Consider the following 12,873-nt stretch of genomic DNA (forward strand, 5'->3'; position numbering starts at 1 on the left):
AGCGGCGTTACAAGGCTGTGCGCCGGGTCTGGCTTCGCGCAGGAGGGCCGCCCCCGTGGAGGCGGCCCCGGGGCTTACATCGGCGGCTGGGCTGCCTTTTGCTGTGCTGCCTGCGTCTGCTGCTGCTCGTTGACCTGGTGGCTTTGCGCGTGGGTCTGCTGCATGTGCAGATCCACCTGTTGCGTGCTCTGCGCCAGCGGGGTCTTCAGGCCCTGCATGACATCGACGCTGGCCAACTGCTTGTGCGGCGAGTTCAGGTCGCCCTGTACCGCGAACAGGCGGGCGCCCTGGTCATCGAGCATCACGCTGTCGATCCGCTTCATGCCGCTGCACACGGCCGAGGCCGTGACGGCGCCGGCGAGCTGCTGGCTCTCCGGGCCCGAGGCACGGCCGTGGGCCGCGTCGAGCTTGTGCACACCGGCCAGAGCATCGCGGAACAGGGGGTGTGCCGCGTGCGCGGGATCGGCAAGGCCGGCCGCCTGGAGGGCCGCCTCGTGCGCGGCATGGCGGGCAGCCCGGTGGGCCGCGATGATGGTGCGCTTCTGCGTCTGCTCCATCATCCCTTCGCTGAGGGCCGTCATGGTGTCGCCGCCGGCGACGCCATCGACCTTGAGCTTGTGGTCACGCTGGAAGGCCTTCACGGCCTCTTCGGTGTGCTTGCCGAACTTACCGTCAGCGACGCTGCTGCCCAGCTGCTTGGCGTAACCGAGGGCGATCAGGCCGGCCTGCAGGTCGTGGACGTGGTCACCGTGGGAGCCGATTTTCAGCGAGCTCGTGGCGGCGCGGGATGCGGTGGTGTGGTCGGTGGTCTGGCCGTGGCTCGCCGCCTGGGCGTGTCCGGTGGCCAGTTCGATGCCGTGGCGCATCGTGCGCCCCGAGTAAATCTCGCGCATCTTCTGCGCGTATTCCGGGTCGGTCGCGTAACCCGCCTTCTGCAGGGCGTCGGCTTCCTTTTCCAGGTTGCCCAGGGTGCCCTTATCGAACAGGCCAGCCTTGGAATAGCGCTCGTTTTCCTTGAGGAACTTGGCGCGGTCGGTCAGGGCTTCCTCGTACGAGCCGTACACGCGGAACGCCTGGTCTTTCCAGACTTTCTTGCCGTGTTCGATTTCCCAGACGTTGAACGTCTTGGTCGGCCCATGCCAGCTGGCATCGGCCTTGATGTTGAACAGGTTGTTGGTGCCGGGGAGCACCTTCTCGCCCCAGCCGGTTTCGCCCGCCGCCTGCGCGAGCGTGAGCTCCGCGGAGAGGCCGGTTTGCTTGCTTACCTTGACTGCCGCCGGGTACAGGTCGGCAATGAACTGCTCTTTACTACCCATGGTGTAACTCCTGGTGGTTCGGGTGGGTTATTTGGCCAGCGGTACCTTCACCGTGACCGTGAAGTCGTGTGACGCGTCCGGTGCGTCAGTAAGGACATACTTGCCCGCGACTTCGAGACTTTCCGGGCTGGTGACCCGGAAATTCTTTGCGTCGGCATCGGCCGACATGCTGATGGAGCCGTTCACGTCGGCCAGATCGACGTACTGCATGCCCAGCGCCTTGCCGGTGGCGGCATCGAGCTGCGCCACGTTAAGCAGGGTCTGCCCGAGCGAGGGCGACGTGTTGGTATCGCCCTGCACCAGCACATAAAGCGACTTGCCAGACTGCACGCAATGTGTTGCCCGTGCTTCCTGGGTGAACTCCGGCAGCTTCAGGGTGGTGGCCCAGATGAGGTTCTTGCCGTCGTTAACGTAAACGAGGCCCTTGGCATGCATGCCATCGGCATCGGTCACCACGCCAACCTTGCACTCGCGGCCACTATCGATCTTGCTGGTGGCGTAGTCGCGGTGGTGGGCGGGCAGGGTGGCGGCGTGGGCTGCGCCTGCCGTCAGGAGCGCGGCGAGGGCTAGGGTGGCTAGTTTGGAAGGCTGGGTCATAGATGGCTCGTTATCGCTGCGTCGGCCGAGGGTAGGTTCGTTGTGTAAGGTCTTCTTTACTCGTCCCGGATGAATGCGCTGCAAGCGGAAACGAGCACCTTGCAGCTATTAGCATCGCCGCATTTGCCCAGTGCTTCGGCCCTTGCTTCATCCTCGGTCTTTGCCGTTGCCGTGCTCAACGAGCCGCCGTCCAGCGGTTGTGCAGCGGCGGCGCATTCATTGGCGAAATGGATAGCAATCTTGCAATTCGTTCCACCATTGCGCTTGCATTCGTCCTTGGCGGCGCGTTTAGCAGCCGGCCCGGACTTGATCTTTACAGCAGACCCCGTGGCGCCATTGTCACGATCGACCGCAAGCGCAGCCCAACCATTCGTCCAGGCGACGGTCGATTGCCGGCCGTAGTAGTTGTTCGTCGGCTCAGCCGGCTGGCCCTGGTAGTAAGGCGAGTTCTGCTGGTTCGGCGGGATACAACCCGGATTGCCAGCCGAGGGGACGCCGGGTGCGCATTGGGCGGCTAGTGCGCCGGAGAAGGCCAGGGCCAATAGGGAAATCGTGTACTTCATGATCGTCAATGTCCATTTGGTGCTCAGGAGCCACATTCACGGAGTTATGAGCGTGTCTCGTAGAGCGTCAGAAAAAGATGCGTTCAAGGATGATGTTGGATGTGGATGTGGATGTGGATGTCTGGCGTTTGGCGACAGGTGCCGTTGGAGTTCGTCTAGTTCATTCGTTGTGCGGAGATACAGTCGGTGTACATCACGCTGCATGAATCCTTTCCGCACTCCGCGAGAGCGTGAGTCTTAGCGTTTTCCAGACGAGGCGATGTTTCTGCGAACAATAAGCCTCCGGTTGACGCTTGCGCGAGCGCGACACACTGACTGTAGTAAGAGATGAGAACCTCGCAGCCTCGGTCACCTTCGCTCTGACAGTCTTTGATCGCCGCATCGTTTGCATCACGTTTGTTCAACTTATCCTTCGACGCGCCGAAGGTTCCTGTCGAGGCATCGACCGCTATCGCGCCCCAGCGGTCCTCCCATATAGGTTCCGGCGCCGGGGCCATGCCAGGGGCCGTAGGCGGCTGGAAATATGGCGAGTTGGCCTGATTCGGGGGAATGCAGCCAGGATTGCCGGCTGACGGAACGCCAGGCGCGCACTGGGCAATAGCGCTCCCTACGGTAACCAACATAATGAATGCTAGTGCGAGCCTTATGATCACGAGCCATTCGTTCCATTGAGTCTGATGGGAAGGCTGCATTCGGAAATGAAAACCTTACAGGTCTTGTCATCGCCACAACGACGTATCGCGCGCTCATTAGCCTCGCTGGCCGTCGCGGCGGTCGCAGTGCTCAAGTCGCCACCTGAAAGAGGCTGTGCAACTGCCGCGCACTGATTTACGAAGGTCATGAAGCTCTCGCACTTTTCGCCGCCGTCCTTTTGGCAATCTTGAACTGCGGCGTGTTCGGCTGCTGCCTTAGATTGCATCTGTCCTGCTGATCCTCGCCCGCCTTTACTGAAGTCGAGCGAGATCGCACCCCATCCGTCACCCCACTGCCTCGGCGGGGCCTGTGGCGCTGGCGTCGAATCTTGGTAGTACGGCGAATTCTGCTGATTGGGAGGAATGCACCCCGGGTTGCCGGCGGAAGGGACGCCGGGCGCACACTGTGCAGAAGCTGCGCCAGCTTGGCAGAGCATGAGAACTGCTAAGACGATGTGCGAAGCTTTCATGGTCAATAAAACTCATGCCTTCAGCCGACTCGCGTTGGCCATTGTCGATCGATAAGTGGCGTAGTCGTGAGTCCGGGGCAGCTCCCTAACCCCGCCGTGTACTAGGCGCCGCGCCAATCGAACCACTCGAGCTATACGAACTCCAACCTGTTGACTTGGTCCATCACGCGCAGGTTGGGTGAACGTCGCACACGCCTGCTTGCGGCGAACAGATTGCTAGTTGATCCGCTGAGGCAAGCTGCAGCGGCTGTAGACAACGGTGCAGCCCTTTTGGCCGCAGTTTGCAACCGAATTGGATTCGGCCTCCGATTGTTTAGGCGCGCGACTTGCAAAAACGGGTCCACCTGACGGCATCTGTGCCACGGCAGCGCATTGGTTATGGTAAGACAGTACTGTCTCGCACTTCTTCCCTCCATTCTCCTCACACCGCGCGAGTGCTTCTTTGCGCGCAGCCGACTCGCTCGTCTGATCAACCACAGTGCCGGCCGCACCATTGTCGTCCATGGCAATAGACCCCCAGCGGTCCGCCCACGTTGCGATCGGGGTGGAGGGCGGGAGGGGTTCTTGATTCTGGTAGTAAGGTGAATTCTGTCGGTCTGGCGGAATACATCCTGGATTACCAGCCGAAGGAATCCCCGGCGCGCATTGTGCGAACGGCGCGCTAGTCCATACGAAACAAAGTAATGCGGCTAACTTCCTCATCATCTATTGATCATTGGTTGAACGCTAGTGGCGAAACTCTGTTTCGGTCCGGTTGACGGGTTGACGGGTTGACGGGTTGACGGGTTGATTGCTGTCCGGGATCGCAACGCATTGGACGAGTTGAGCTTTCAAGATCGGCGCTCCAAGCATTCATCGGCTGAGGATGGCGGACCTGCGGACCCTCAAGGCACACGCGCTGCGTAGCTGCAAGCACTGTAACCGGGATAACGCGCGTTGTCTGAGCATCGCCAAATGGCGGGTTCCTTGGCCTCGTCAATCGTTGCGGCGCTTGCCATCCTGGCGGGGTGTCTAGTCAATCCGAACGGGCATGCTGCATTCGCTATAAACAATGACGCAGCTACTTTGTCCGCATCTCGCGAGCGACGCCTCTTCTGCCTTCTTTGTCGTCGGAGACCCTGTCGCGTAGATTCTTCCGCCTGTCGGCAACTGCGCTACGGCCGCACATTGATTGTGAAATGAGAGGACGGTTTTGCACTGGCGGCCGCCGTTCTCCTCACAACGCGCAAGCGCTTCCTTGCTGGCTGCTGACTCGCTTGGCTGGCCCTCAATAGTGCCAGCGGCTCCACTTTCGTCCATGGCAATCGATCCCCACCGGTCAGCCCATCTAGCGACAGGCTGAGGTGGAGTGTCAGCCTGACCTTGATAGTAGGGTGAGTTCGTCTGATTGGGAGGTATGCATCCGGGGTTGCCCGCCGACGGTATTCCCGGCGCACACTGTGCGCTGGCTCCGCCGCCCCAAAGTAGGGCACTGAGTACTAGTATTTTCCTGATCATTTACTGTGCGCCATCGGTTGGTCGAGCGTCACGCATTTTAGGTCCAGCTTCCTGACTGATTTGCTGACTACCGCTTGGGGTTGTTACGCGGTGATTGTTGAAGTTCCCTTGTCGCGACGTCCCGCTGTCTTCGGGACGCGACGCGCCATCAACGGGCGGCTGCATCCCACGCGCCCGAGCCTGCTGCGCCGCTGCATAACCACCACCCGCACCAATCGAACCGAACGAGTTATACGAAGCGAAGTTACCCAGCGTGCCCTGGAAGAACGCGGCAGCCATCGGCGGCGCCATCACGATCAGGGTGGACAGGAGCAGGCCGAGGCCGCCCTGCTGGAGGGCCATGCTGCTGATGCCGTCGGTGTCGCCGAAATGGCCGGCCGTAGAGGCTGCGTACTTTGCGGCGAATGCCACGGTGACGGCGCCCATCATTTTGAGTGCAATGGTGACCATGACGGACAGGACGGCCAGGGAGAAGACGGTTCCTATGCCATATAGCAGCCATTTGCTGAACAACTGCTTGGTGCTGTTGAACAACAAACACATGATGAAAATCGGCCCGAATCCGACGAAGAGGGCGATGGCGATCTTGTTGAGCAGGAGCATGGCGCCGGCGATGACGCTGGGGCCGGCGATACCGACGCCGGTGAACCAACGGTCGCGGTCCTTGGCCGACTCAGCAGCCTGGTTGCCGCCCGTGTCGAGGGTATCGATCAAGGCGAGCGAGGCCTCCATCATGGCCAGGTTCTTGTCGATCGAATCGAACGGACTGCTACTGCCGTCGGTGACATACGACGAGATAGCCGAGGTCAGGCCATCGGTCACCGTCCAGTACACCGACGACGACGAGTAGGCGGCGGTGGTCGCGACCATCAGGATGAGCGCGGCTTTCAGCGAATCGCCCACGAGCGCCATCATCGGCTGTTGCGACTGGCCGGTGACGATGCGGAAGCCCTGGAACATGATCCAGACCGTGAGCACCACCACGCCAACAAAACCGATAACCGCCGCGGAGCCGGTGAGCAGCTTCCACTGCATCACGTCGATCTCGTTGCGAAGGAAATCGTTGATGACCTTGAAGAAGACGAAATTGGAGGCGGCGCCGAGCGGGTCCGTGCCCGCGAAAAGCGCAAGCGACGATTTGCCCAGCAGCTGGGTCATCAAGCCGGCCATGTTGTGTGCATCCTGTTAAGGTGGAACATTACGAATACGTCCTGCATCGATAATTCAAAGGGACTATCAGAAGCCTTCGGTGACCTTGAGCGTCTGCATGCCATCGGGCTTCGAAGACTTGGCCGTTTCCAGTGCGCCAACGAGCACCGCGCCACCAATGACGTCCTGGATAATGGTGCCCACGTCGTAGCTACCGACACCCGGGATGGTGATGTTGCCGTACTTGCCCTTGTTGCTGCCCTTCTGGGCCGACGTCGTGCTTTGGGTTTGCTGGTTACGCAGGTACCGCAGGTTCGCTTCATAGGCGTAGTTGACCGACTCCATCTGCTGGCGATCCAGCTGGATCAGCGAGTAGAGGGCGGTCAGCTTGTTCGTGTTGTCTTCGAGCTTGCCGTAGTCGCTGGTGCCGAGTTTGATGCGCTCATCCAGGATGTCGCGAAGCGTCTTGTCGCGGGTCTGGCTGGTTTCGTACATCGACACCATGAACTTGTACTGTGCGTTTTCGATCTCGACGATCTTCTTGCAGGTCTTTTGCTGATCCGACGCGACGTTATCGCAGCCGGATCCGTCATCCAGCGTGGCGTCCGCGCTATCCGACTTGGGGAAGGTCGACGAGGGATCCTTCACGCGCTCGCCGACCCACTTGTTGTCCTTGCTGAGCTTGGTGATATCAAGCTTGCCGTTGACGTCGTAAAGGTTCGAGTTGATCGTCGAGCCCTTCTTGGCCGTACCGAGCACCTTGTTCGCGTCGGTGTCGTTCACCTTCCACTGGGCATGGGCGGCTGGCGCGCCAAGGGTGGCAGCGCTGGCAAGGGCGACAAGGGCAACGCCGCGGAAGAGGGTGTTAGAAGCTGGCATGGGAATCTCCATCCAAAAGTTATGCTCAGAGCGCCGCCGAGCGGGGCGTGCGCGATGTCCGGGACGGGGACGGTGAAGTGGGGCGTTTGCCGCTGCCCTTGCGGTTTTCGTAGAAGGTTTCCAGCCACTGCTCGGGGCGGAGCTGATCCGGGTGGACACCCTCCGCCTCGCCGCGCACCTGCAACACCTCATGCATGATTTCGATGTTGTCGGTGGAAGCCGAGATAACGGCCAGCGCGTCGTCCAGGCCGCGCAGGTTGAGCTGGCATACCGCGGAGGCGTGGCCCTGCTTGACGAGGAAGCAGCGCGAGCGCTCGTCCAGGCTTACGACCACCTGGTATTCCGCATCGGTGAGCTTCAGGCCGCCCACGTAGTCCTCACGGCTGGCGTTCGGGTTGGGCAGCAGGATCATCGTCGCGGTCTGCTCGATCAGCGCGGCCGAGATATCGCTGGCCAGCGCGTCTTCGGGCGACTGCGTCGCGAAGATGCCCATACCGTTCTGCTTACGGATGGTCTTCTGCTTGTTCTTGGCGAATTCCTTGAGGCCGCCCTTGCCGTCCAGGATCTTCCAGAACTCGTCCATGACGTAGATGAGCCGGCGGCCATCGATCAACGCTTCGAGGCGGTGCAGCAGGTAGTTGATGACCGGCGCACGGACTTCGGGGTTGTCGATGATATCGGTGTAGTCGAAGCCGATGATGTTGGCGCGCGAGAGGTCGACCGTGTCGTGCGGATTATCGAACACCCAGCCCAGCGAGTTGCCAGCGGTCCACTTGCGCATGCGCACGAAGAGGCCGTCATCGCCGAGGTTCGGCAGGCTCTTCTGGAAGTTGGTCATGTTGCGCAGGTGGATCGGCGTGTCGAGCATGTTCTCGACCGCGCGGTAGATATCTTCCTCTTCGCGCGAGCTGTACACGCTCTTGCCGGCCAGCACCTTCACCAGGTCGGCGAGGAACTGCACGTTCTCTTCGTTGCGCTCGCAATGGAACGGGTTGAAGCCGGTGGGCTTGCCGTTTTCCAGCGCGAGGTAGTTGCCGCCGCAGGCGCGCACGAAAATCTCGGCGCCGCGGTCCTTATCGAAGAAGAAGATGGTCGGTGCGGGGTCGAGCTTCTGCACCTGGCTGAGCAGGAAGTTGATCAGCGCCGTCTTACCGGTACCGGACTTACCGATGACCATGGTGTTGGCGATCGCCTTCTCACCGAGCGAGTTTTCGGCGGGGTGGGTGGCGTGGAAGTTGAAGTAGTACGGCTGGCCGTTGGTGGTCTGCAGCGTGGTGACGCAATCGCCCCAGGGGTTGTTTTCCTTCTTGCCCGTGGCGAAGTTGTGCAGCGGCGACAGGCCCAGGAAGTTCAGCGAGCTGAGGTTGGCCAGGCGCGTGCGGTACTTCCAGTTCGCGGGGAACTGGGCGTAGAACGCGGCCGTGACGGCCAGGTCTTCTTTCACGGTGACGAAGCCGGCGTTGGAAAGCTCCGCGCGGGTCGCGGCGATCTGCTGCGAAAGCGCTTCCTGGCTGCCGGCGTAGATCGCGATCGTGAAGTGGTATTCGCCCAGCACGAAGTTGCCGGAGGCGAGCTGATCCATGGCGTTATCCATCTCCACGATCTGGCTCACGGCCTTATCGCCCGAGGACACCATCATGCCCTTGGTGCGTTCCAGCGCCTTCAGCGCATCCTGGCGGCCCATGGGGCTGAAGGAGTGGGTGATGACGTATTCGAAATCGAGGTACTTCAACCCGTTGAGGATGCCGGGGTAGGTGCCGTCGACATACTCCTTGAGGTTGAGGATCGCGCCGAAGTGATTGAACCCGTTCGGGGTCGTCAGCACGAAGTCGCCGGTCTTCGCGGAGAAGCGCTGGCGGCTGACCGGCAGATAGTCGTACACCGGGGCGTTGAGCGCCGGCACGGGTTCGTCGATGCGGTTGAGGATGTACCCGTAGAGCTCGAGGATCTCGGAGAACACCACGCCGTTCGGCGTTTCGTACAGGCCGAGGCGGTAGGGCGCGTAATCCTTGAGCACGGCTTCGACGTTGCCGGCGAGCTCGAGGATGGTGGTGATGGCCTGGGCCTGCTCGGCTTCGAGGCGGCTCACGTCGGCGGTCTTTTCCGCGAAGCGCTTGCCGCTCACGACCGGGCGGAACAGCATCGTTACGTAGAGCTCGTTCTGCATGAGCTTCTGCGTGGACAGCGCATCGTAGTACGCGTCGTTGAGCTGCTGGTTGAAGGCGTAGCCGAACTTCGAGGCGTCCTTCATGCGGCGGCGCCGGCGGATGTCATGCACCCAGAAGGCGACGTTGGTGAAATCGGGGGCGCGCAGGGTCTGCAGCAGCCGGTTGAACGTGTTGTGCTTGTGTTCCAGTTCCCACTCTTCGCGGCCCACGAAGGGCAAGCCGCCCAGTCGCCACACGAGCAGGTAATCGCCTCCCGTCGTCTTCACCACGGTGGGCGAGACGTGCGTGGAAAATGGGATGTGGGCAGAGATGGGCGCGTCGGGTGTGAACATGGTGGTCGAAGCCGGTTTGTCATGAAAGGCCCTGGCACGGGTGCCAGGGCGTCTGTCCTGCTTACTTCTTGTACGACTTGGGATCGCGGTAGTTGTTCGGGGTGAACACCCACATGCCTTCGTGGTCGGGGACGTTCCGCACGCGGGTCTTGAACTGCAGGCGCAAGCCCAGCAGCCGGAAGATCAGCTCGTCGCGACGCGCCATCTGGCGCATCACGAAGATCACCGCGGGGATCATCAGCAGGAACCACATGTTGAAGTACATGGCCATCAACAAGCCGGAACCTGCACCGATGAAGAACGGCACATACGGCACGCCCATGAACATGGGCGGCCGCGTGGAACCCCGGAACAACGGGTTCTTATGCATGGAAGTGCAGCAGGTGCATCGCAGCGTTCGCGGCGTCCATCAGGAAGCCGGTCGACGAGCACGAACCACCGGCGGCCGAGGTGCCGCTGCCGTCTTTACCCTGCACGACCATCTTGGCGATCTGTGCGGCGGCACCGATCAGCACGCCACCGAGCAGCGGCGGGGTCACGTCGGAGATGCGCTTGTGGGCGAAGGCAATCTGGTAGCCCGAGAAGATCACGGCCACGGTCACGACCACGATCGACGCGGCGTTGAGGATGGTGTTGATACCGCCGAAGAAGCCGCAAACCTTGTCCTGGGTATCGCTGACCTGGGCAAGGGCGATCTCCGGCACGAAGGCGAGGGCGACGAAGAGGAACGCCAGTGCCGTCGTCAGCAGCGGGTTCTTGGTGGTGGCAATGGCTTTGCTAAGGGAGGGCAGGGACATCGTGGATTCCTTCATTCAACGTTTTCAGACAGGGTGAGGCCGGTTCACGGCCGAGGTTAAAGTGGCTGCGATCCTGCAACCGGTGGTGCCGCGGCCTGCCCGGATCCATCCGTGCAGGGCCTGCAATTCCTAAAAGACAAAGGCATCATCCTGCGGTGCCTGGCGGAGATCGGCGTGGTCCACACCCGGTTGGGTCGGGGCCTGTTGCGTGCCGGGTGGTGGGTCGTTCGGACCATGCACCGCGGGTTCGAAAACGCCGCTGCCACCCGCGGGCGCATTGCCCAGCGGCGAGGCGGCGGAAACGCCGATCTGTGACATCACCGCGGCGGTGCCGGGATCGGTAGCGATCCGGCCGGCCTGCGGAGCCGGTAGGTTTTGCGGAAGCTGCATGCCCACCTGGGCCATGGCTGCTGCCGTTGCAGCGTCCGTCGCGATGCGGCCGGGCGCGGCCTGCGGCGTGGCGACGAGCGCGGGGTTGGTGATGGGCTGGGCACCCGGCAACCCCGTGCCCGGTGCATAACCCTGCGGTGCATACGCCTGTTGCGCCTGCATCTGCTGTGCGGCCTGCATCTGCGCGGCTTGCGCCTGCTGGGCCTGGAGCAGTTGCTGTTGCAGGGCCTGGATCTGCTGCGCCTGGTTTACCTGGGCCTGGGCCAGCTGCATCTGCTGTAGCTGCGGAGCTTGCGCTGCCTGCTGGATGGGCTGCGTGCGGCTGGGCGGTGCATCGGCGGCGGCGGCGGGGGAGATCAAGGCAGAGGCAGCGGCATCCAGCACGCTGCGCATGGCCACGCGGTAGCCGGGGCTATCCGTGGTCACGCCGGTCACACCCTTGCCGACGCTCACGACCTTCACCGGCACCTTCGCGCCTTGTAGCGGAATCGCCTGTGCGCCTCCGAGCGAGCTGCGCGCGATGGAGGCGTAGATCTTCTGGACGTAGCCGTCGCGGTAGCCGGTGGTGAAATTGCCGGAGTAGTAACAGCTGAACGCCTTGCCCCAGTCGCGGCTGGCACTGGCGTAACACTGGGCAAGGATCTGCGAGCCTGCCGAAAGGTTAGGGCAGACTTCGAAGGCCTTTTCGTAGCTATCGAGGCCGTACTTGCCGAGGTTGTTGCGATTGATCTGCGCGACGCCGAGCGAGTAGTTGTAGCCCTTGTCTTCCAGCATGCGCACCGTCGCCACGGCTTCGCCGAGGTTCTGCGGCTGGCGCACGAGCTGGCCGCCGACTACGCCGATCGCGTAACGGTTCTGGCTAGACTCCACGTTGACGACGTGCTGCATCACCTCCGCCGGTACGGCGAGGTTTTGGCAACCCATCATTTCCAGTCCTGGTAGCACCTTTACAACTCCTGTCTCATGACCTGATGTTTTCGAGTGTTACCCCCCGTCCGCACTCAGCGCGCGGGCCGGGTTGAAGTCGATACCGGTGATATAGCGCCGGCCCGCATGCGCCTTGATGTGCACCACGATGTCGATGGTGAGCATCAGGAGCCGCTTGATCGTGCTGAACTCGAGTCCGGCACCTTCCGTGGATGCCTTGACCATCAGCGCCAGCTGGTCCCAGGTCTGCTCCACGCTGCCGGCGTGGCAGCTGGTGATGGAGCCCGGGTGGCCGGAGGCGCAGTTACGGATGAAGTAGAACGATTCGTCGCCACGAAGCTCCGCGAGGATGATCCTGTCCGGCTTCATGCGCAGGCAGGCTTCCATGCAGCTTTTCGCGGTGACGTTGCTCTGGCTCTGCCCGCCCTTGGAATAGAGCAGGTGGACGACGTTGGGCTGGTCGATGAACAGCTCGCGGGCGTCCTCGATGGTGACCAGCCGCTCTTCCTGAGGGATGTGGTTCACCAGCGATTTCATGAAGGTGGTCTTGCCGCTACCGGTGGCACCGGCGACCACGATGTTCTTCTTGCTCAGCACCGCCTGGCGGAAGAAATCCGCATAGCGGCGCTCGGCACGCAGGTCGAGCAGTTCCTGGTCGGCCGCGCTGATGGCGTTGGCGCCTTCCAGGATCTCGTTGAAGAAGCCGTCCTCGTGGTACTGCGCGAGGGTGCGGGTCTGCTTCGACGGGAGGCGGATCGTGATCGATACCCGTCCGGCCTCGCACGCAGGCGGAATGACGAACTGCGCGCGCTGGCCGGTGGGGAAGGTCAGCGACACCACGGGATCCACATCCGTGATGCGCTGGCCGGTGTTGCTTTCGTTGACGACGGCCGTGCAGAACTGGCGTGCCCGCTCGAAGGTGAGCGAGGGCACATCCACGCGCTGCCAGCCGCCACGGCGCTCGAGGTAGAGCTCGCCGGGACGGTTGATGCAGATTTCAGTGACGTCCGGCTCGGCAAGGAAATCCTTTACGCCCAGCACTTCGTACTGGTAGTCCAGGAAGTCGTTACCGACGGCGGCGAGTGCGCTTTCCATG

At 62.0% G+C, this 12,873-nt stretch carries 13 protein-coding genes and 1 pseudogene; all 14 read right to left on the reverse strand.

The window, feature by feature from the left end; translation table 11 throughout:
* Positions 1-74 precede the first annotated feature (74 nt).
* The 14 genes and pseudogenes from L2Y96_RS07385 to virB11 all read right to left on the reverse strand — a co-directional run bounded on the left by L2Y96_RS07385 (position 75) and on the right by virB11 (position 12,872).
* Positions 75-1,316: an XVIPCD domain-containing protein gene (locus L2Y96_RS07385; protein ID WP_247334834.1), complete on the reverse strand. Its 1,242-nt coding sequence runs from the start codon at positions 1,314-1,316 to the stop codon at positions 75-77.
* A 27-nt stretch (positions 1,317-1,343) separates the two neighbouring features.
* Positions 1,344-1,913, reverse strand: coding sequence for a hypothetical protein (locus L2Y96_RS07390; RefSeq protein WP_247334843.1), 570 nt, complete (start codon positions 1,911-1,913; stop codon positions 1,344-1,346).
* A 56-nt stretch (positions 1,914-1,969) separates the two neighbouring features.
* Positions 1,970-2,476 carry a DUF4189 domain-containing protein gene (locus L2Y96_RS07395; protein ID WP_247334845.1) on the reverse strand — a complete coding sequence of 169 codons (507 nt, stop codon included), beginning with the start codon at positions 2,474-2,476 and terminating at the stop codon, positions 1,970-1,972.
* A 155-nt stretch (positions 2,477-2,631) separates the two neighbouring features.
* Positions 2,632-3,168 (reverse strand): DUF4189 domain-containing protein, encoded by a 537-nt coding sequence (locus L2Y96_RS23050; protein WP_425492568.1) that lies wholly within the window; start codon positions 3,166-3,168, stop codon positions 2,632-2,634.
* Positions 3,126-3,638, reverse strand: coding sequence for a DUF4189 domain-containing protein (locus L2Y96_RS23055; RefSeq protein WP_425492569.1), 513 nt, complete (start codon positions 3,636-3,638; stop codon positions 3,126-3,128). Before L2Y96_RS23055 ends, L2Y96_RS23050 begins: the two co-directional genes overlap by 43 nt.
* A gap of 216 nt (positions 3,639-3,854) precedes the next feature.
* The gene (locus tag L2Y96_RS23060) at positions 3,855-4,343 is read right to left on the reverse strand and encodes a DUF4189 domain-containing protein (RefSeq protein ID WP_425492570.1); all 489 of its coding nucleotides are present in this window, start codon (positions 4,341-4,343) and stop codon (positions 3,855-3,857) included.
* Between the two features lie 306 nt (positions 4,344-4,649).
* On the reverse strand, positions 4,650-5,135 hold the full coding sequence (locus L2Y96_RS23065) for a DUF4189 domain-containing protein (protein WP_425492572.1): 486 nt from the start codon (positions 5,133-5,135) through the stop codon (positions 4,650-4,652).
* Positions 5,136-6,305, reverse strand: a complete 1,170-nt coding sequence (locus L2Y96_RS07400; RefSeq protein WP_247334856.1) for a TrbL/VirB6 family protein — start codon at positions 6,303-6,305, stop codon at positions 5,136-5,138.
* 66 nt (positions 6,306-6,371) lie between these two features.
* Entirely contained in the window at positions 6,372-7,163 is a 792-nt protein-coding gene (locus tag L2Y96_RS07405) for a hypothetical protein (protein ID WP_247334859.1), read from the reverse strand.
* A gap of 25 nt (positions 7,164-7,188) precedes the next feature.
* The gene (locus tag L2Y96_RS07410) at positions 7,189-9,663 is read right to left on the reverse strand and encodes a VirB4 family type IV secretion/conjugal transfer ATPase (RefSeq protein WP_247334866.1); all 2,475 of its coding nucleotides are present in this window, start codon (positions 9,661-9,663) and stop codon (positions 7,189-7,191) included.
* 61 nt (positions 9,664-9,724) lie between these two features.
* Positions 9,725-10,033: a VirB3 family type IV secretion system protein gene (locus L2Y96_RS07415; protein WP_247334868.1), complete on the reverse strand. Its 309-nt coding sequence runs from the start codon at positions 10,031-10,033 to the stop codon at positions 9,725-9,727.
* Positions 10,026-10,460: a TrbC/VirB2 family protein gene (locus L2Y96_RS07420; RefSeq protein ID WP_247334870.1), complete on the reverse strand. Its 435-nt coding sequence runs from the start codon at positions 10,458-10,460 to the stop codon at positions 10,026-10,028. Before L2Y96_RS07420 ends, L2Y96_RS07415 begins: the two co-directional genes overlap by 8 nt.
* An 834-nt stretch (positions 10,461-11,294) precedes the next feature.
* Positions 11,295-11,783 (reverse strand): annotated as a pseudogene (locus L2Y96_RS07425) (lytic transglycosylase domain-containing protein); the annotation flags it as partial.
* 51 nt (positions 11,784-11,834) lie between these two features.
* Positions 11,835-12,872 (reverse strand): P-type DNA transfer ATPase VirB11, encoded by a 1,038-nt coding sequence (gene virB11, locus L2Y96_RS07430; protein WP_247334873.1) that lies wholly within the window; start codon positions 12,870-12,872, stop codon positions 11,835-11,837.
* Position 12,873 lies beyond the last annotated feature (1 nt).

Origin of the sequence: Luteibacter aegosomaticola (genome assembly GCF_023078475.1) — a bacterium.
GTDB classification, from domain to species: Bacteria; Pseudomonadota; Gammaproteobacteria; order Xanthomonadales; family Rhodanobacteraceae; genus Luteibacter; species Luteibacter aegosomaticola.